The sequence below is a fragment of the Agrococcus sp. AC640b genome, from assembly GCF_979255995.1.
The window spans coordinates 28,023-46,395 of sequence record NZ_CEEDMM010000022.1; the positions used below are offsets into that span (position 1 = coordinate 28,023).

The following is an 18,373-nucleotide window of genomic DNA, read 5'->3' on the forward strand; positions in this document are numbered from 1 at the left end:
GACGCAGCGTGCACCCGAGATGCGGTGCAGCGCAGGGCTGCGGTAGCGTCGCTCGCGAGCGCGGCAGGGATGAACCGGGTCGCATGGCATCACCGACACCCGTTCCGAGAGGTCGCAGACGCATGATCCACGGCTCCCGCGACGCGAGCGCGCTCGCGCGTGCACGCGCAATCCTGTTCGACCTCGACGGCGTGCTCACGCCGACCGCCGAGGTGCACATGCGCGCGTGGTCCCGCCTGTTCACCCCGGTGCTGGCAGAGCACGGCGCCGCGCCGTACACGGATGCCGACTACTTCGCGCACATCGACGGCAAGCCGCGCTTCGACGGCGTGCGCAGCATGCTCGCCGCTCGCGGCATCGTGCTGCCCGAGGGCGAGACGACCGACGGACCCGAGCTCGACACCGTGCACGGCCTCGGCACCCGCAAGGACGTCGCGTTCAACGCCGAGGTCGACGAGCACGGGGTGGCGCCGTACGAGGGCTCGGTCGCGTTCCTCGCCGCCGCCGAGGCCGCAGGTCTGCAGGTCGCGGTCGTCACGAGCAGCCGCAACGGGCAGCGCGTGCTGACCGCCGCGGGCCTGCGCGACCGCTTCGAGACGGTCGTCGACGGCGTCCACGCCGCCGCGCACGGCCTCGCGGGCAAGCCCTCGCCCGCCACCTACCTCGAGGGTGCCCAGCTGCTGGGCCTCGCTGCGCACGAGTGCGTCGTCGTCGAGGATGCCCACTCCGGCGTCGCCGCCGGTCGCGCGGGCGGGTTCCTGCTCACCGTGGGCGTCGACCGCGGCGCGGGCGCCGACTCGCTGCTCGAGCACGGCGCCGACCTCGTCGTCGACGACCTCGCCGAGCTCATCCCCTCGCTCCCGACCGGAGGTGACGCGTGAGGCGCGACGCTGCAGACCCGCTCGACCGTCAGCGGTTCCCCATCGACGAGTGGGCGCTCGTCGAGACCGAGTTCGACGCCGACGCGCAGGGCACGAGCGAGACGCTCTTCGCCGTCGGCAACGGCTACCTCGGCATGCGCGGCAACGTCGACGAGGCGCGGCACGGCCACGCGTTCGGCACGTACGTGAACGGGTTCCACGAGACGTGGCCCATCCGGCACGCGGAGGAGGCGTTCGGCTTCGCCCGCGTCGGCCAGACGATCATCGACGCACCCGACGCGAAGATCATCCGCCTCTACGTCGACGACGAGCCGTTCGTGCTCGCCGACGCCGACCTCACCGCCTACTCGCGCCGCCTCGACTTCCAGCGCGGCGTGCTCGAGCGCGAGTGCGAGTGGCGCATGCCCAGCGGCAAGCGCATCCACATCCGCACGTCGCGGCTCGTGTCGTTCACCGAGCGGCACCTCGCGCTGCTCGAGTACGAGGTGACGCCGCTCGACGACGCGTCGATCATCATCTCGAGCCAGCTCATGAACCGGCAGGACCTCCGCGACGACCTGCACGCGACGAACGAGGCGGAGGGGTTCGACCCGCGCAAGGCGGAGATCGTCGACGGACGCGTGCTCGAGCCGGGCCACACGCACGACCGCGAGAGCCGCGTCATCCTGGGGTTCCGTGCCGTCAACTCGGGCATGACGATCGCGGTCGGCATCGAGCACGCCCTCGAGACCGACGACGAGTGGTCGTGCGTGGGCCATGTGGAGGACGACCTCGCCAAGCACGTCTTCCGCATCGAGGCGAAGGCGGGCAACCGCATCCGCCTCACGAAGTGGGCGGCCTACCACACGGCCCGCGTCGTGCCCGTGCGCGAGCTCGTCGACCGCGCGAAGCGCACGCTCGATCGCGCGAAGGGCCTCGGCGCGCATGCCGTGAAGACCGCGCAGCGCGAGTGGCTCGACGACTTCTGGGCGCGCTCCGACGTGGAGGTCGAGGGGCAGGCCGCCCTGCAGCAGGCGGTGCGGTGGAATCTGTTCGCCCTCGCGCAGGCCGCGGCTCGCACCGACGGCGGGGGCATCGCGGCGAAGGGCGTGTCGGGCTCCGGCTACGGCGGCCACTACTTCTGGGACACCGAGGTGTACGTCATGCCGTTCCTGACGTACACGTCGCCCGGCGTCGCCCGCAACGTGCTGCGCTTCCGGCAGGGCATGCTCGACGCCGCCCGCGATCGCGCGTCCGAGATGAACCAGCTGGGCGCCCTGTACCCGTGGCGCACGATCAACGGGCAGGAGTCGAGCGCGTACTACGCCGCGTCGACGGCGCAGTACCACATCGACGCCGACATCGTGCATGCGCTCATGCAGTACGTCGAGGCCACGGGCGACGCCGAGCTGCTGGCTCGCGGTGCGATCGACGTGCTCGTCGAGACGGCGCGCATGTGGGAGGACCTCGGCTTCTGGCGTTCCAACGGCCTCGACGTCTTCCACATCCACGGCGTCACGGGCCCCGACGAGTACACGACCGTCGTGAACGACAACCTGTACACGAACGTCATGGCGCGCGCGAACCTGCGCGCGGCCGCGGGAGCGGTGCGTCGCCTGCGCGAGGAGGACCCTGCCGCGTACGAGCGGATGGTCGCGCGCGTCGGCGTCACGGAGGCCGAGATCGCCGAGTGGACGCGTGCCGCGGACGGCATGCACATCCCGTTCGACGAGGAGCTGCGGGTGCATCCGCAGGATGCGCAGTTCCTCGAGCGGGAGGTGTGGGACCTCGCGAACACGCCGGCCGAGCACCGCCCGCTGCTGCTGCACTTCCACCCGCTGGTCATCTACCGCTTCCAGGTGCTGAAGCAGGCCGACGTCGTGCTCGCGCTGCTGCTGCAGGGCAACCACTTCACGCCGGAGGAGAAGCGGCGGGACTTCGAGTACTACGACGCCCTCACCACGGGCGACTCGACGCTGTCAGCGGTGGTGCAGTCGATCATCGCCGCGGAGGTCGGCTACCGCGACCTCGCGCTCGAGTACCACCTCGACGCCTTGTTCGTCGACCTCGCGAACCTGCACGGCAACACCCCGGACGGCGTGCACGTCGCGTCGACGGGTGGCATCTGGCTCGCCTACGCGGCCGGCTTCGGCGGCATGCGCGACCACGACGGCGAGATCTCGTTCGACCCGCGCCTGCCAGAGGGTTGGGATGGCATCGCGTTCCGCATGACGCTGCGTGGCACGCGCCTGCGCATCCGCGTGCAGCAGGATGCCATGACCTTCACGGTCGAGGAGGGCACGGATGCGGTCGTGCGCGTGCGCGGCGAGCGCGTGCTCGTGCGAGCGGGCGAGCCGCGCACCGTCGACCTCGACGGCCAGGGGCCGCTCGTGACCGGCGATGCGCCCTCGACCGACGACCTCGAGGGCTTCCGTCGCGCAGACGGCACGCTCATCACGGCGTCGCTGCCGACCTTCGCGCACGACGACGAGCGCTGACGCGCTGCGGCGCCCACCGAAGGGCGGGCGCCGCAGGCGGGTCGATCGCGACGGCTCTCAGCGCGCGGCGGCGCGCCCCAGCGGCGCGCGCCGACGCAGCACGCCGTTCGCGTGCAGCGTCGCGAGGTGGGCGCGGTTCGATGCGTCGTGGCCGTCGTGCCGCAGCTTCGTGCGCGCGCGCCGCAGGTAGGTGCGCACGCTCTCGTGCCCGATGTCGAGCTCGGATGCGATGACCGCGATGGGGCTGCCCAGCGCGTAGCGAGTCGCGACCTCCAGCTCCCGGGCGCTGAGCGCAGAGCGTGCCTCCCCCTTCGTGGCGGGCCCCGCGAGCCCTGCGATCGCGTGCGCGATCGCCGACAGGGTCGCCTGCCGCGGCAGCACGCGCACGCCAGCGCGATCGCCGACCGCCATGTCGGTCAGCTGCACGACCGGCACGCCGTCGCGCGTGAGTCGCGCCGCGACCCCGGAGGCGAGGTCGTCGTGCAGCACGAGGCCGACGTCGAAGCGCGCGGTGCCCTCGTCGTGGTCGGCGAGCCGCTCGGCGTCGAATCCGACGGCCGAGGATCGGAGGCGGTCACGCAACGCCTCGGCCGCGACGGGGTATGCCGACCACACGGCGACGCGGATCGTGCAGGCCGGGCGAGGTGCGGACTCGCCCGTGCGGAGGAGGACGCTGCGGGTTGCATGCATGATGATGTCCATCATGGTGAGTGGTCGCCACGGCTGCAACAGGCGTTGCGCGATGCGGCCGCGCGAGAGGGGTGCAGGACATGGGCGAGGCGGAGCGGCTCGAGGGGTGGGGCCCGCGTCGGAGGTCCCAGGAGCGCCGCGACTCGCTGATCGAGGCCGCTGCGGCCGTGGTGGATCGCGTCGGGCTCGACCACCTCACGACGACGCTCGTCGCGAAGGAGGCGGGCGCGTCGATCGGCACGATCTACCGCTACTTCCCCGATCGCATCGGCGTCATCGACGGGTTGCGCGAGCGCAGCTCGGCCATCCTCCACGAGCGACTGCACGATGCGCTGTCGCGACCGGTCGACGGCTGGGACGCCGCGATCGACGCGGTCCTCGACGTGATCGTGGGCGCCTACCGAGCGGTGCCGGGGTTCCGGGCGGTGACGGTGCGCGACTGGCTCGGCGACGAGGGATCGGCGGTCCTCGCGTGCGTCGACCGACTCGCACGCGCGAGCGTCGCGCATCTGCCGTCGACGAGGCGCGAGGCGGTGACGAGCGCGCGGCTCGAAGGCGCCGTGCGCATCCTCGACGCGTTGGCGCGGTCGGCGTTCGAGGCCTCTGCGGATGGCGACGCCGAGCTGCTGGCGCTCGCTCGCCGACATGCGCTCGACGAGATCGGGCTCGGCATGGGCGTGACGCAGCCAGACCCGGCGCGCGGGGGCGCACGCCGATGGCGGCTGCTGCGCTGACGCCGGCGGTGCCGACGCGTCAGCGTCGTGGCGGTGCCGTCGAGTCGCGCAGCACGAGCCGCGTGGGGTACATGCGCTCGACGGGCTCGATGGGCTCGGGATCGGTGAGCGCTCGCACCGCGTCGCGTGCCATGTCGGCGACGGGCACGTGCACGGTCGACAGCGCCGGGGCGGCGTACTCGGCGTCCTCGGTGTCGTCGAAGCCCATGACCGAGATGTCCTCGGGCACGCGCAGCCCTGCCTCGCGGATGGCGCGCAGGATGCCGAGGGCGACCATGTCCGAGCCTGCGTACACCGCGGTGGGCGTCTCGTCGGCGAGCACGGCGCGCATGCCCTCGTAGCCTCCGCGCCTGCTGAGCTCGACGATCTCGAGCCTGCCGGGCTCGACGCCGCGCTCGCGGTGCGACTCCTCCCACGGGCCGATCTTCGCGTCGATGGGGGAGCGCCCGCCCACGTAGGCGATGCGCTCGTGGCCGAGGTCGACCAGGTGGCGCACGGCGGCGGCGGAGCCTCGACGCAGGTCGGTGTCGAGTCGCACGACGCCCGGGATGGGCCCTTCGGACTCGAGCTGCACGATGCGTGCGCGCAGCCGCGAGGCCTCGGCGACCGCGTCGCGGGAGAGGTAGGTCGTGACGATGATGCCGTCGACGTGGCGTGCGTCGAATGCGCGCATGAGCGGCAGGGCGCGCGAGCGATCGTCGAGGGTGGTCGCGACGATGACGCTCATGCCGCGGACGTCGGCCTCTGCCTGCACGGTCGCTGCGATGCGGCTGTAGAACGGGTTCGTGATGTCGTGCACGATGAGCCCGATGACGCCGCTCGATCCCATCGAGAGGGCGCGCGCGGCGGCGTTGGGCGTGTAGCCGAGCTGCGCGACGGCCTCGAGCACCCGCTTGGCGGTCTCGCGCGCGACGGGCCTGGGCCCGCCGTTGAGGGTGAAGCTGACGACAGCCGGGCTGACGCCTGCGAGTCGTGCGACGTCGGCGCGCGTGGCTCGCCTCGTCGGCTCGGTGGGCATGGGGTCCATCCTGGCCGAACTTTCCTCAATCCGGGGCCGACGCTCCCGAGGAGGGGCGTGGCGCGCGGGCATCCCTCCGGTCGCGCCGCGTCATCGCGGCGTCGACCCGGCGCCCTGGGTGCTCGCGCGGTAGCGCACCTCGATGGGCAGCGGCGACTCGGCATCGGCGGGGCGCTCGCCGCGCACGATGTCGAGCAGGAGCCGGATGCACGCGGCGCCGGCGGCCCTCGGGGTGAGGTCGATGGCCGTGACCGGCGGATCCGTGTACACGTAGGCGGGGTTGTCGACGAGGGCTGCGACGAGCACGTCGTCGCCCACGTCGCGGCCGAGGTCCTGCAGCACGTCGATGACGACGATCGCGGAGCCGTCGGGGCCGCAGAGGAAGGCGTCGACCTCGGGCCTCGCGACGAGCAGCTCGCGGGCCGCGGCGGCGTAGACGGAGGAGTCGGATCCGAAGGGGCGCTCGACCATCGCGGGCTCGATGCCGTGCTCTGCGCACCACGCGCCGTATGCGCGCTGCACGCGACCGCCCCAGTCGGTGACGGCGGGGGAGGCGAGCAGTGCGGGGGCGGTGGCGCCGCGGGCGGCGAGGTGGCCCAGCAGCTCGCGCACGGATGCCTCGTGGTCGGCGGAGACGATGCCGGTGGGCCTGCCGCCCAGGACGCCCTCGAGCGTCACGATGGGCTGATCGAGGGCGAGGAGGCGCTCGGCGACGGGGTCGTCGGCGAGCGGGTCGAGCAGGATGACGCCGTCGACGGCGGGCGGCGCCTGCCCGCCTGCGAGGCGACGCGACGTGATGAGCGTGACGTCGACCTCGTCGATCGCCGCCTGCTCGAGCGCGCCGTAGACGGTCTGCAGGTAGTACTCGATGCGCGTCATCGCCTCCGGCAGGTGGATGCCGACGGTGCCGGTCGTGGCGGCGCGCAACGAGCGGGCCGCCGAGTTGGGCCGGTAGCCGAGCGCGGCGGCTGCGGCCTCGACGGCGGTGCGCGTCGCCTCGGAGACGCGGCCGTGCCCGCGCAGCGCGTCTGACGCGGTCGTGCGACCGACCCCGGCTGCGCGTGCGACGTCGACGATCGTCGCGGCGCGCGTCGAGGGTGGCCGGGGGCTCATGACCCTGTGTCTATCACAGCGTCGTCCCCCGGAACCGCGCGGGCCGGATCGTTCCGTCATCGCGTGTTACGAGTCTGTGACGACATGGCCGCTCTGCGGCATCCGCTCTTGACCGCGTCGACGGCCCCGCGTAGATTCCGGGCAATGCCGGAACGATCCGGCACCGGCGCCCGACGATCAGCACCCCTCGCTGGGTCGCCACCAGGACTCGACCGGGAGGCCCCCGTGCGCACCACCTCCACCACAGCCATCGCGGTCGCCGCCGTCGCGGCGATCGCGCTCGCAGGATGCTCGGGCGGTGCCGCGCCCTCCGAGCCGGACGCCGACGTGCCGGGCGGCTACGTCGCCTACGCCGACGAGTCCGTCGAGAGCGTCGGCGGCACCCTCCAGGTGCAGATCGACTACGACACCGCCGAGGCGCAGGGACTCGACCCCGCCTTCGCGGAGGTCGCCCGCTCCTGGTCGATCATGGGACTCGTGTACGAGTCGCTCGTGACCGTCGGCCCCGGCTCCGAGATCGAGCCGGAGCTCGCCTCCGAGTGGGAGCAGCCCGACGACACCACCTACGTCTTCACGATCCAGCCCGACGCGACGTTCTCCAACGGCCGCGCCGTCACCGCCGCCGACGTCGTCGGCTCGCTGCAGCGCCTCATCGACTCCGGCTCCGTGTGGTCGGGGCAGCTCGGGCCCGTCGCATCCATCGAGGACACCAGCGGCGACGCGCAGCAGGTGACCGTGACCCTGGGCAGCCCCTACACGCCGTTCCTCGCAGCCCTCGCGAACACCCCCGCCGCGATCCTGCCCATGGAGGAGCTGACCGCAGGCGCCTTCGACCCCGTGAGCGAGATGCTCGGCAGCGGCGCCTTCACCGTCGGCGAGCACCGGCAGGACGAGTCGTGGACCTTCGAGGCCAACCCCGAGTGGTGGGACGCCGACGCGCTCGGCGTCGACACGCTCGAGCTCGTGATCGCAGGCGACGAGCAGACGCGCCTCGCCGGCCTGCGCGACGGCTCGACGCAGCTGGCGAACTTCTCGAACCCCGACGCGCTGCAGCTGCTGCAGTCGGCCCAGGACGTCACGGCCGTGAGCCAGACGCAGAGCGACTTCTTCTACGCGATGCTCAACTCCGTGGATCCCGCCTCGCCGTTCGCCGACCCCGAGGTGCGACAGGCCGTCAACGCGGTCATCGATCGCGACGCGCTCGTCGACGTCGCGCTCGCAGGTGCCGCCGTGCCCACCGCCGTCACCCCGGCGAACCTGCCGGACGCGTGCGCCGCCGACTCCGTGCCGTCGGCATCCGCCGAGGTCGACGCCGACGCGCTCGACGGCCTCGAGGCGTCGATCCTCATCTACAACTCCGACCCCGCCCTCGCCGCGATCGCGCAGCTCCTCCAGCAGCAGCTCGAGGCGGCAGGCGCCCAGATCGAGCTCGAGAGCGTCGACGACGGCACCTTCGGCGAGCGCGTGTACGTCTCGCAGCCCGGCGACTTCGACATCGCCCTGTCGTGGTTCGCAGGCTACGGCGACGCGTCGATCGTGACGAGCTGGTGGAACCCCGACACCGCGTTCTTCAACGTCGGGTTCACGCAGACGCACGACGACCTGTCGGAGGCGATCGTCGCCGCGCAGCAGCTCGCCCCCGGTGCCGAGCGCGCCGAGGCGCTGCAGACCGTGTGCGACCTGGCCGACGAGTACGCGGAGATGCTGCCGCTGGCGACGCGTCCCCAGGTGATCGGATTCGCGAGCGACCAGCTGTCGCCGTCGATCCTCGCCGACGAGGGCTACGGCGACTTCCTGCGCCTCGTCGCCGACTTCCGCATCCTCGAGGGCTGACGTGCAGGCGGTGCGATGGGTCGGCGGGCGAGTCCTCACGGGGCTCGTGACGCTGCTGGGCATCGCGCTGCTCGTGTTCCTGGCCGTGCGCGTCGTGCCCGGCCAGGCAGAGCGCGTGCTGCTCGGCCCCCTCGCGACGCAGGAGCAGCGCGACGCGCTCGTGGAGCGGCTCGGGCTCGACCGCGACCTCGTCAGCCAGTTCGGCATCTGGATCGGCCAGATCGTCACGGGCGACCTCGGCACGTCGATCGTGTCGAGGCAGCCCGTGCTCGACGAGCTCGTGCTGCGCCTGCCGGTCACGGCGACCATCGCGATCATGGCACTCGCGATCGCGCTGCTCGTCGGGGTGCCCGTGGGCGTGCGGCAGGCGCTGCGGGCACGCCGACGCGGCGGCGCCGTCGCATCCCGCGTGCTCGGCGGGCTCGGCATCTCGGTGCCCGAGTTCGTGCTCGGCGCCCTCGTCGTGCTGCTCTTCTCGACCGTGCCGCTCGGCATCACCATCGGCGCCTTCACGCCCGTCTCCGACGACGTCGGGCAGGGGCTGCTGTCGTCGCTGCTGCCAGCGCTCGTGCTGTCGGTGTTCTGCGCGGCGGCGACCGCCCGCACCACGCGCGACGCCACGCTCGGCGTGCTCGTCGAGCCGTACGTGCACGCCGCCGTCGCGCGCGGCGAGCGACCGTGGTCGATCGTGCGGCACCACGTGCTGCGCAACGCGACGATCCCCATCCTCACGCTCGCCGCCACGTTGCTCGCGTACCTGCTCGGCGGCGCCGTGATCGTCGAGGGGCTCTTCAACGTGCCAGGCGTCGGCTCGTACCTGCTGCTCGCGATGGATCGCCGCGACTACGCCGTCATCCAGGCCGGCGTCATGCTCGCCGCGATCGTCTTCGTCGTCACGAGCGTGCTCGTCGAGCTCGCCTCGAGCCTCGTCGACCCGCGCGTCTCGACGATCGGGGCCCGGTCGTGACCGGCGTCGCCGCCGGGCTCGCGGCCGCACCCGGCCGCCTCCGCAGGCTTCGCACCAAGGATGCCGTGCTCACCGCGGCGCTCGGCGTGCTCGCGCTGCTCGTGCTGCTGTCGATCGCCGGCCGCATCGTGCCGGGGCTCGACGACGGCACGACGACCGTCGGCGGCCGCTTCGAGCCTCCGAGCCTCGCGCATCCGCTCGGCACCGACTCGCTCGGACGCAGCCTGCTCGCGCGGCTGCTCGAGGGCATCGGCACGACCTTCCTGCTCTCGGCGGTCGCCGTGGCATGCACCGCCGTCATCGCGACGGCGCTCGGCATCCTCGCCGCCTACCTCGGCGGCTGGGTGCGCGAGGTCGTCATGCGCATCGGCGACGTGCTCTACGCCTTCCCGTCGATCCTGCTCGCACTGCTGGTCGCGGCGGCGTTCGGGGCGGGCATCTCGGCCTCGCTCGCGGCGATCGTGCTCATCACCGTGCCGCTCATGACGCGCATGGTCGCAGCGGCGGCATCGCAGGTCGTGCGCCGCGACTTCGTGATCTCCGCCCGCATCTCGGGCGTGCCCGCCCCGGTCATCATGGTGCGGCACCTGCTCGCGAACGTGTCGGGCACCGTCGTCATCCAGGCGACGTACGCGCTGTCGGTCGCGATCCTCGTCGAGGGCGGCCTGTCGTTCCTCGGCTACGGCGTGCAGCTGCCGGCGTCGTCGCTGGGGCTGCTCGCGAGCGAGGGCAACCTGTACCTGCTCACCGCCCCGTGGATCCTCGTCGCCTCCGGCGGCGCCATGGTGCTCGCGATCCTGTCGGTGACGCTCGTGGGCGACAGCCTGCGCGACCGCCTCGAGCCTCGTCAGACGGTGGACCTCACATGACCCTCATCGAGATCGACGACCTCGTCGTCGAGTTCCAGACGTCGCGCGGCGTCGTGCGCGCCCTCGACGGCGCGACGCTGTCGGCGGAGGCGGGCGAGGCGCTCGCGATCGTCGGCGAGTCGGGCTCCGGCAAGTCGACGCTCGGCTCCGCGATCGGTGCGCTGCTGCCCGCGAACGGACGCTTCGCCAGCGGCACGGTGCGCGTCGACGGCGTCGACGTCGCCGCGCTCGACCGGCCGGGGCTGCGAGCGCTGCGCCGCGACGCGCTCGGCTTCATCCCGCAGGACCCCATCGCGACGCTCGACCCCACGCAGCGCGTCGGCCGGCAGCTCGCGCTCGTCGTGCGAGCCCTCGGTGGCGACGCATCGCGCGCCGCGCTCGCTGCGATGCTCGAGGAGGTGCGCATCGCCGACCCGGTCGACGTGCTGCGCCGCTACCCGCACGAGCTCTCCGGCGGCATGGCGCAACGCGTGGCGATCGCGATCGCCATGGCGAGGCGGCCGCGCATCCTCGTCGCCGACGAGCCGACCGCCGCGCTCGACGCCAACGTGCGCCGCGAGGTGCTGCGGCTCATCTTCGAGGCCGCCGAGCAGACAGGGGCGACGGTGATCTGGCTGAGCCACGACCTCGAGGCCGTCGCGCGCTGGTGTCGGCGCGTCGCCGTCATGTACCGCGGGAAGGTCGTCGAGGTCGGACCGCCTGACGTGGTGCTGCAGCATCCCGAGCACCCCTACACGCGCTCGCTCATCGCCGCGATGCCCTCGCGGCTGCGGCGCGACGTGCCCGTGCGCACGTACACCGAGCTGCTCGCGGCGCAGGGTGAGGATGCGGCGGGGTCCGCGGCCCCTGCGCGGCCGGCGGTCCCGTCTGCAGACGAGGAGGCCCGCGCATGAGCCTCGTCGAGCTCGACCGCGTCAGCGTGCGCTTCGGCACGGGCGCCCGCGCCGTGCACGCCATGCGCGACGTGTCGATCGCGGTCGAGGAGGGGCAGACCGTCGGCCTCGTCGGCGAGTCGGGCTCCGGCAAGTCGACGGCGGCGTCCGTCGCCCTCGGCCTGCGCGCGCCCACCTCGGGCACCGTGCTGTTCGACGGGCAGCCGCTGCGTCGCCGCCGCGTCGCCGGCGACATGCAGGCGGTGCTGCAGCATCCGATGTGGGCGCTGAATCCCCGCATGAGCGTCGCGGCGTCGATCGCCGAGCCGCTGCAGGTGCGCACGCGCGACCGTGCGATCGTGCGCGAGCGGGTCGCGGGCATGCTCGAGCAGGTCTCCCTCGCACCCGACCTCGCCACTCGGCATCCGCACGAGCTCTCGGGCGGGCAGCGGCAGCGCGTCGCGATCGCCCGGGCGCTCATCACGAGCCCGCGCTTCATCGTCTTCGACGAGGCCGTCAGCGCCCTCGACGTGTCGGTGCAGGCGCAGACGCTGCAGCTCATCCAGCGCCTGCAGGCCGAGCACGGCTTCGGCGCGCTCTTCATCTCCCACGACATGGCCGTCGTCCGCTACCTCGCCGACCGCATCGTCGTGATGCGCGCAGGCGAGGTCGTGGAGGCCGCCGACACCGCGACGTTCGTCGAAGGACCGACGCACCCGTACTCCCGAGCACTCCTGGAGGAGCGATGACCACCACGTCCACGACCGGCACCACCTTCGCGGCGCAGCCCGAGTGGGATGCCGAGCCGCGCCGCACGCCGCGGTCGTCGTTCGCAGGCCTCACGACGAACGACGACGTCGCGCTCACGCCCGTGCCGGGAGCCGGACGCGCAGCGGTGCCGTTCGACTTCCCGCGCGTGCGCATCGGCACCGCGCAGTACGACGAGGGCCCCACGGGCGTCACGGTCATCGAGGTCGAGGGCGGCGCGCGCACCGCGATCGACGACCGCGGCGGCGCCGTCGGCATCGCAGGCCGCTACCCCTTCAACCACGCCATCTGCCTCGCAGGCGGCTCCGTGCACGGCATCGCAGCGGCGACGGGCGTGACGGATGCGCTGCTCGAGCGTGGCGGCCGCCGCACCGGCTTCGGCGACCTCGCCGTGGTCTCCGGCGCCGTCATCTACGACTTCGCCGTGCGCGACAACGCCATCACGCCCGACAACGCCCTCGGCCGTGCCGCGTTCGCGAACGCGCGCGAGGGCGTCGTGGAGGTCGGCCGCGTCGGCGCGGGCGTCGGAGGCTCATGCGGCAAGATGCGGCCCACCGCCACCGAGTGGGCGGGGCAGGGCGCCGCGTTCCGCCAGGTCGGCGAGCTCAAGATCCTCGCCCTCACGGTCGTGAACGCCGTCGGCGCCGTCGTCGACCGCGACGGCACGGTGCTGCGCGGCAACGTGCAGGACGACGGCACGCGCAGGCACCCCTCCATCGACGGCCAGGCGGCGTTCGTCTCCGCCGAGGGGCCGGCATCCGGCGGCCCGCAGCGCGGCAACACCACCCTGTCGGTCGTCGTCACGAACGCGCGCCTCGAGGAGATCGACCTGCGCCAGCTCGCCACGCAGATCCACTCGTCGATGCACCGCGGCATCCAGCCGTTCCACACGGCGCTCGACGGCGACACGCTCTTCCTGCTCACGACCGACGAGGTCGACCTGCCCGCCTACGACGCGCGCCAGGGCCTCGGGCCGTCCGTCGCATCGTTCGGCGCCATCGCGTCGGAGGTCATGTGGGATGCCGTGATCGAGAGCGTGCGCTGACGTGCACACCTTCCCCGGCTACCACCCGCCGAACGGCAGGGCGCTCGTCGACCTCGTCGCCGCGACGCCCTTCGCGCTCGCGGTGACGTCGCAGACGGGTGCCCCCATCGCCACGCACGTGCCCGTCGTGCTGCCGCCGACGCTCGACGCCGCCGAGCTCGACACGCTCGTGGGGCAGACGCTGTGGTCGCACATGGGCCGCGCCAACCGGCACTGGAGGGCGATGCGCAGGCACCCGGAGGTGCTGCTCATCCACACCTCCACCCACGGCTACGTCTCGCCGTCGCTGTACGGCACCGACGGCGCCGTGCCGACCGTCGACTACGCCGCCGTGCACCTCACCGGCACCGTCCGGCTCATGGACGACGACGAGGCGCTCGACGTCGTCGTGCAGACCGTCGCGCAGCTCGAGGGCGCACGCGCTCGCGCCGGTGGTCCGCCGTGGGACATGGCAGGCTCGCTCGAGACGTTCCGCGACATCATCACGGGCGTCACCGCCTTCGCCATCGAGGTCACAGGGGAGCAGGCCGTGTTCAAGCTCAGCCAGGACAAGCCGGCCGACATCCGCGGTCGCGTGCGCGACGAGTTCGCAGGGCGCGGGTCGTTCGACGGCGCCGGCGCCATCGCCGGCTGCCCCCACGCCGACCTCGCCGCGCTCATGGATGCGCTGCCCTCCGAGCACGAGCGCCGAGGCCACCTGCCACCGCTGTCGACGCGCGTCGACGGAGAGGATCCTCGATGAAGGTCGCCGAGCTGCGGCTGCCCGCCACCGATGCCGTGTCGCGCGGCGTCTCCTACGGGTCGGCGCTCGCGGGCCCCATCCGCGAGACCATCGCCCTCTACCGGCAGGCGTACGCCGTCATGGGCGTGCCCGACGGCGTCGCGACGTCGGTCGCCGACGCCTCGATCGACGCCGTGCGCGCATGGGCTCCCGCGATCGCCGCCGAGCTCGACGGCGTCGCGGTCGGTGCCGACGTGCCCCTCGCCGACCTCATGCTGCTCACGGCGCGCACCGAGATCCTCGCGCACGCACCCGTCGACGCCCTCGAGTGCTCGACGATCGTCGCCCTGCACGACGATCGCCGGCCCATGACGATGCAGACGTGGGACTGGCACGGCGAGCTCGCCCCCACGGGCGTGCTGCTCGAGATCCCCCTCGATGGCCGCGTCGTGCGCACGTTCAGCGAGACCGGCATGGTCGGCAAGATCGGCGTCGCCCGCACCGCCGCCGGCCGGGGCCTCGGCGTGCACTTCAACATCCTCCATCACGTCACCGACCGCTCGGCCGGAGGAGTGCCCGTGCACGTCGTCGCGAGGCGCATCCTCGAGGAGGCGTCGACGCTCGACGAGGCGATCGCGCTGGCGCGCGACGCGGTCGTGGGCGCGTCGACGGTGCTGACGGTCGTCGAGGCCGCATCGGACGCCGGGCCTGCGCGAGCGGCGTGCATCGAGCTCGCGCCTGCGCGCGTCGCCGTCGTGGAGCCGACGGACGGGTACCTCGCGCACACGAACCACTTCCTCGACCCGGGCCTCGCCGAGGGGGAGGCGACGAGCGACACGTCGACGACGGGGCCGCGCCTCGAGCACGCGCTCGCGCAGCGCGATGGCGTCATGGCGGCGCCGGATGCCGTGACGCTCGCGGCGGCCATGTGCGGCGCCGCGGGTGCGGATGCGCCCGTGTGCGTGCGGGTGCGCCCCGCCGCCGACCTCGCCGAGCGCTGGGAGACGCTGCTGACCGCGTCGCTCGACGTCGATGCGGGAGCGATCGACTGGTTCGCGGGCCCGCCGAGCGGCCTCGACGCCGACTCGGTGCGCCGGTTCGAATGACCGTCGGGCGCCCGCCACAGCACCGCTCGTTGCGGTGCGCCCTTCGAGACGGCAGCTCGCTGCGCTCGCGGCCCCCTCACGACCCGCGCAGCGAGCCTCGAAGCGAGCCCACCGGGCGGAGACATCGCTGATGCGCGTGCTCGAGATCGTGGGCGCGACGCCCCGCGACCGCGGCATCGACCGCGGGCGCCAGGTCGGCGACGTCGTGCGCGCGCACTGGCCCGTCTACCTCGAGCTGTTCGCCATCGCAGGGTGGTCGGAGTCGGAGGTGCGCACCCACGCCCTCGCATCGCTCGACGCGCTCGGCGACTGGTGGCCGGACGGCCGAGACGAGGTGCTGGGCGTCGCAGCGGGCGCGGGCCTCGAGCCGTGGGTCGCCGCGGCGCTCGCGGCACGCACCGAGCTGCTCGTCGCTCGCGGCGGGCCGGGCGCCGTGCAGCCGGGGCGCGAGTGCACGATCCTCGCGACGGTGCGCCCCGCGATGGCGGCGCAGGTGTGGGACTGGCACCGCGAGCTCGCAGACGCCTGGCATGTGCAGCAGGTGCGCGGCACTCCCATCGAATTCGCAGGCGTCACCGAGCACGGCATCTGCGCGAAGGTCGGCATGAACGACGCGGGCGTGGGCGTGCTGCTGGCGATCCTGTCGCACGTCGACGACCGCCCAGGTGGCGTGCCCATCCACTCCGTGCTGCACCGCATGCTCGCCGAGGCGGAGACGGTGGATGCCGCGCTCGCGATCGCGAGGTCGGCTGCGGTGTCGTCGTCGAGCGTCGTCACGCTCGTCGGGCCCTCCGCCCACGGTGGTCGCACGGCGACGGCGATCGAGCTGAGCCCGGCGGGCAGCGAGGTCGTGGAGCCCGAGCCGGATGCGCACGGCCACGACTGGCTGCCGCGATCGAACCACTTCCTCTCCCAGCGGCTCGCCGCGGCGTCGCGCACGTTCCGAGGCGACCCCGACTCCCCGGATCGGCTCACCCTGCTGCGCCGCCGCATCGCCGCGCGGCCCGCGCCGGTGACGCGGGCGGACGACCTGCTGCCGATGCTGCGCACGGCACCCGGCGAGGAGATCGGCGACATCTGCTGCGTCGCCAGGCCCGACCAGCCGCTCGGCAGGGCGTGGCAGACGCTCGCGACGGTCGCGATCGACGCGTCGGGGCTCACGGTGCTCGACGGCTCGCCGCTCGACGCGCCGGGCGCGCGGCTGCGGGTGCCGTTGCGGTAGCCAGGCGGGCAGCTCGCTCGCCGAATCGGCACGTGAGCGCGGCGTCGAGTGCCATGTGCACGCATGGTGCACCTCACGTGCCGGTTCGGCGGTCAGCGGCCCCCCTCGCGCTCACCGGGCCGCCGCGATCGCAGCAGGCGCTCGCGACGCGCCTCAGGAGAGCGAGCCGCGCCAGACGCTGTCGCCGCTGTGCGTCGGATCGCCGTCGAGCGGCTCGACCGACACGTCGACGATCGGGTACCTGCCCAGGTCGAGGTCGTCGGGCAGCACGTACTCGCCGGAGGTGCCGTCGAGGATGCCGACGTTGACCATGCCGACGACGTCCTCATCGATGAGCCACACGTCGAGGTAGCCGCCGTCGGCGGGCGGCAGCCCGTCGGTCTCGATGACGAGCAGGCGGTGACCGTCGCGCTCGACCACCTGCGCCGTCGCCACGTCGAGCCCGCCGGTGAGCGGCTCGAGGGGGATGTCGGCGAGCACGGCGTCGTCGGCGGGACGCTGCGCGATCCACGCACCCACCGCGACGCCGCCGACGACGACGAGCGCCGTCGCGACGCATGCGGCCACGAGCGCTCGCCCCGAGAACCGGCGCCGGCGTGCGCGCCGCGGTGAGCGGACGGCCGCCGCCGCCGGAGCGGGCGCCGCACCGGTGACGGGCTCGCCGCTCGCGACCGCCCGCTCGCGCTCGTCGGACTCGCCGGCGTCGGGCTCTGCCACCTCTGCCGCGATGCGCGACCAGAGGCCCTCAGGCAGCGGCTCGGGCTCGACGGCGTCGACGCGCAGGCTCGCGACGGTGCGCTGCAGCGCAGCGAGCTCGTCGCTGCACTGCACGCACGTGCGCAGGTGCTCGTCGATGGGACCGACGCCCTCGACGCGCGAGGCCGCGCGCCATGCGAGGTCGTCATGCGGGATGTGCGGCATGGGTTCCCTCCCATCGGTCTCGGAGTCGGCGCAGCGTGCGCGACAGGTGGCTCTTCACGGTTCCCACAGGGAGTTCGAGGCGGTCGGCGATCGCGGATGCCGAGAGGTCCTCGAGCACGGCGAGTCGCACGATGGTGCGCTGCGGCTCGTCGATGCCCGCGAGGGTCTCCTCGACCAGCATGCTGCCCGCGACGAGGTCGGGCAGATCGTCGGGCTGGGCGGCATCGGCACGGTCGAGCGCGATCGTCGGATCGACGGCGTGCTCGCGGCTGACGGCTGCGCTGCGGAAGTGGTCGACGATGCGCCGCCTGGCGATCGCGACGATCCAGGCGCCGAGCGGGCCGGCGTCCGGGTCGTACCGCTGGCGCGAGCGCCACGCGGAGACGAAGGTCTGCTGCACGACGTCCTCGGCATCCGGTCGCGGCATGACGCGCAGGGCGAGGGCGAGCACGAGGCCACCCCATCGCTCGTAGGCGAGCCGCAGACCCACGTCGCTCGACGCGGTCGCGAACGCGTGGGCGATGTCGTCGTCGCTCACCGACCTCGCCGTCACGGCGTCACCGTATCCCACGTGCCGCCCCTCACGAGTCGACGGGTACCGCGGTCACGACGAGATTGTCCTCGTACGCACCGACGATCGGATCCCATGCGCCCGCGCAGGTCACGAGCCGCAGCACGGCAGGCCCGTCGCGGGCGAAGAGCGCGTCGAGCGGCAGCCGCTCCTTGCCGAGCTGCTCCACGGTCTCGACGCGGTACGTCAGCACGGCGCCGCTCGCGGTCGTCACCTCCACGAGCGCACCGGGCTGCGCGTCGAAGAGCGCGGCCATGGGTGCCGGCCCGATCTCGGAGTCGACGTGCGCCGAGAGCACCGCCGACCCGGCGTCGGAGCCCGGCTCGGGCCCGAACCGGTACCAGCCGACCTCGCTCACGAGCAGCGGCACGTCCATCTGCCCGTCGTCGCGGACGCCGACCGGCACGACGGCGAGGTCGAGGCCAACGTCGGGCACGCGCACCGCGACGGGCGCGTCGGTCGTCGCCGTCTGCTGGGCGCCGATGCCGGCATCCGCACGTCCCACGGGTGGCGCGGGGGTCGATGGCGACGGGGTCGACGGCGACGGGGAGGCGGTCGGCGACCC

General features: G+C 73.4%; 18 protein-coding genes. 12 read left to right on the top strand and 6 right to left on the bottom strand.

Annotated features, from left to right (window positions below):
* Nucleotides 1-122: 122 nt before the first annotated feature.
* Nucleotides 123-881, top strand: coding sequence for an HAD family hydrolase (locus ACZ6H8_RS10440; protein WP_464146742.1), 759 nt, complete (start codon nt 123-125; stop codon nt 879-881).
* Nucleotides 878-3,358: a glycoside hydrolase family 65 protein gene (locus ACZ6H8_RS10445; protein WP_464146743.1), complete on the top strand. Its 2,481-nt coding sequence runs from the start codon at nt 878-880 to the stop codon at nt 3,356-3,358. Before ACZ6H8_RS10440 ends, ACZ6H8_RS10445 begins: the two co-directional genes overlap by 4 nt.
* A gap of 57 nt (nt 3,359-3,415) precedes the next feature.
* Here the strand turns inward: ACZ6H8_RS10445 and ACZ6H8_RS10450 are convergent, their stop codons facing one another.
* Nucleotides 3,416-4,048 (bottom strand): helix-turn-helix transcriptional regulator, encoded by a 633-nt coding sequence (locus tag ACZ6H8_RS10450; RefSeq protein ID WP_464146744.1) that lies wholly within the window; start codon nt 4,046-4,048, stop codon nt 3,416-3,418.
* 80 nt (nt 4,049-4,128) lie between these two features.
* On the opposite strand from ACZ6H8_RS10450, the gene ACZ6H8_RS10455 reads away from it, so the two are divergent.
* Nucleotides 4,129-4,782: a TetR/AcrR family transcriptional regulator gene (locus ACZ6H8_RS10455; protein WP_464146745.1), complete on the top strand. Its 654-nt coding sequence runs from the start codon at nt 4,129-4,131 to the stop codon at nt 4,780-4,782.
* 19 nt (nt 4,783-4,801) lie between these two features.
* Here the strand turns inward: ACZ6H8_RS10455 and ACZ6H8_RS10460 are convergent, their stop codons facing one another.
* Nucleotides 4,802-5,800 (bottom strand): LacI family DNA-binding transcriptional regulator, encoded by a 999-nt coding sequence (locus ACZ6H8_RS10460; RefSeq protein ID WP_464146746.1) that lies wholly within the window; start codon nt 5,798-5,800, stop codon nt 4,802-4,804.
* Nucleotides 5,801-5,890: 90 nt separating this feature from the next.
* Nucleotides 5,891-6,913: a LacI family DNA-binding transcriptional regulator gene (locus ACZ6H8_RS10465; protein ID WP_464146747.1), complete on the bottom strand. Its 1,023-nt coding sequence runs from the start codon at nt 6,911-6,913 to the stop codon at nt 5,891-5,893.
* Between the two features lie 225 nt (nt 6,914-7,138).
* Between ACZ6H8_RS10465 and ACZ6H8_RS10470 the strand changes: the two genes are divergently transcribed.
* The 9 genes from ACZ6H8_RS10470 (at nt 7,139) to ACZ6H8_RS10510 (ending at nt 16,316) form a co-directional block, all read left to right on the top strand.
* Nucleotides 7,139-8,746: an ABC transporter substrate-binding protein gene (locus tag ACZ6H8_RS10470; protein WP_464146748.1), complete on the top strand. Its 1,608-nt coding sequence runs from the start codon at nt 7,139-7,141 to the stop codon at nt 8,744-8,746.
* Nucleotide 8,747: 1 nt separating this feature from the next.
* Complete coding sequence (locus ACZ6H8_RS10475; RefSeq protein ID WP_464146749.1) at nt 8,748-9,713, top strand: ABC transporter permease; 966 nt, start codon at nt 8,748-8,750, stop codon at nt 9,711-9,713.
* Entirely contained in the window at nt 9,710-10,582 is an 873-nt protein-coding gene (locus ACZ6H8_RS10480) for an ABC transporter permease (protein WP_464146750.1), read from the top strand. The genes ACZ6H8_RS10475 and ACZ6H8_RS10480 overlap by 4 nt, the downstream gene beginning before the upstream one ends.
* Complete coding sequence (locus ACZ6H8_RS10485; protein WP_464146752.1) at nt 10,579-11,475, top strand: ABC transporter ATP-binding protein; 897 nt, start codon at nt 10,579-10,581, stop codon at nt 11,473-11,475. Before ACZ6H8_RS10480 ends, ACZ6H8_RS10485 begins: the two co-directional genes overlap by 4 nt.
* The gene (locus tag ACZ6H8_RS10490; protein ID WP_464146753.1) at nt 11,472-12,203 is read left to right on the top strand and encodes an ABC transporter ATP-binding protein; all 732 of its coding nucleotides are present in this window, start codon (nt 11,472-11,474) and stop codon (nt 12,201-12,203) included. Before ACZ6H8_RS10485 ends, ACZ6H8_RS10490 begins: the two co-directional genes overlap by 4 nt.
* Complete coding sequence (locus ACZ6H8_RS10495) at nt 12,200-13,267, top strand: P1 family peptidase (protein ID WP_464146754.1); 1,068 nt, start codon at nt 12,200-12,202, stop codon at nt 13,265-13,267. Before ACZ6H8_RS10490 ends, ACZ6H8_RS10495 begins: the two co-directional genes overlap by 4 nt.
* A 1-nt stretch (nt 13,268) precedes the next feature.
* Nucleotides 13,269-14,009: an FMN-binding negative transcriptional regulator gene (locus ACZ6H8_RS10500; RefSeq protein ID WP_464146755.1), complete on the top strand. Its 741-nt coding sequence runs from the start codon at nt 13,269-13,271 to the stop codon at nt 14,007-14,009.
* Nucleotides 14,006-15,094, top strand: a complete 1,089-nt coding sequence (locus ACZ6H8_RS10505; RefSeq protein ID WP_464146756.1) for a C45 family autoproteolytic acyltransferase/hydolase — start codon at nt 14,006-14,008, stop codon at nt 15,092-15,094. The genes ACZ6H8_RS10500 and ACZ6H8_RS10505 overlap by 4 nt, the downstream gene beginning before the upstream one ends.
* Before the next feature lie 130 nt (nt 15,095-15,224).
* On the top strand, nt 15,225-16,316 hold the full coding sequence (locus ACZ6H8_RS10510; protein ID WP_464146757.1) for a C45 family autoproteolytic acyltransferase/hydolase: 1,092 nt from the start codon (nt 15,225-15,227) through the stop codon (nt 16,314-16,316).
* Nucleotides 16,317-16,469: 153 nt separating this feature from the next.
* On the opposite strand, the gene ACZ6H8_RS10515 is transcribed toward ACZ6H8_RS10510, so the two are convergent.
* The 3 genes from ACZ6H8_RS10515 to ACZ6H8_RS10525 form a co-directional block, all read right to left on the bottom strand.
* Nucleotides 16,470-17,237: an anti-sigma factor gene (locus ACZ6H8_RS10515; protein WP_464146758.1), complete on the bottom strand. Its 768-nt coding sequence runs from the start codon at nt 17,235-17,237 to the stop codon at nt 16,470-16,472.
* Nucleotides 17,218-17,808 carry an RNA polymerase sigma factor gene (locus ACZ6H8_RS10520; RefSeq protein WP_464146759.1) on the bottom strand — a complete coding sequence of 197 codons (591 nt, stop codon included), beginning with the start codon at nt 17,806-17,808 and terminating at the stop codon, nt 17,218-17,220. The genes ACZ6H8_RS10515 and ACZ6H8_RS10520 overlap by 20 nt, the downstream gene beginning before the upstream one ends.
* A gap of 10 nt (nt 17,809-17,818) precedes the next feature.
* Nucleotides 17,819-18,373, bottom strand: a 555-nt coding sequence (locus ACZ6H8_RS10525; protein WP_464146760.1) for a class F sortase, incomplete at its 5' end; no start/stop codon positions are given.

Excerpts from the sequence above, each read along its gene's own strand:
- ACZ6H8_RS10440 (WP_464146742.1), top strand. The coding sequence starts at position 123 with ATGATCCACGGCTCCCGCGACGCGAGCGCGCTCGCGCGTGCACGCGCA.
- ACZ6H8_RS10450 (WP_464146744.1), bottom strand. The coding sequence starts at position 4,048 with ATGCATGCAACCCGCAGCGTCCTCCTCCGCACGGGCGAGTCCGCACCT.
- ACZ6H8_RS10455 (WP_464146745.1), top strand. The coding sequence starts at position 4,129 with ATGGGCGAGGCGGAGCGGCTCGAGGGGTGGGGCCCGCGTCGGAGGTCC.
- ACZ6H8_RS10460 (WP_464146746.1), bottom strand. The coding sequence starts at position 5,800 with ATGCCCACCGAGCCGACGAGGCGAGCCACGCGCGCCGACGTCGCACGA.
- ACZ6H8_RS10465 (WP_464146747.1), bottom strand. The coding sequence starts at position 6,913 with ATGAGCCCCCGGCCACCCTCGACGCGCGCCGCGACGATCGTCGACGTC.
- ACZ6H8_RS10485 (WP_464146752.1), top strand. The coding sequence starts at position 10,579 with ATGACCCTCATCGAGATCGACGACCTCGTCGTCGAGTTCCAGACGTCG.
- ACZ6H8_RS10490 (WP_464146753.1), top strand. The coding sequence starts at position 11,472 with ATGAGCCTCGTCGAGCTCGACCGCGTCAGCGTGCGCTTCGGCACGGGC.
- ACZ6H8_RS10495 (WP_464146754.1), top strand. The coding sequence starts at position 12,200 with ATGACCACCACGTCCACGACCGGCACCACCTTCGCGGCGCAGCCCGAG.
- ACZ6H8_RS10505 (WP_464146756.1), top strand. The coding sequence starts at position 14,006 with ATGAAGGTCGCCGAGCTGCGGCTGCCCGCCACCGATGCCGTGTCGCGC.
- ACZ6H8_RS10510 (WP_464146757.1), top strand. The coding sequence starts at position 15,225 with ATGCGCGTGCTCGAGATCGTGGGCGCGACGCCCCGCGACCGCGGCATC.
- ACZ6H8_RS10515 (WP_464146758.1), bottom strand. The coding sequence starts at position 17,237 with ATGCCGCACATCCCGCATGACGACCTCGCATGGCGCGCGGCCTCGCGC.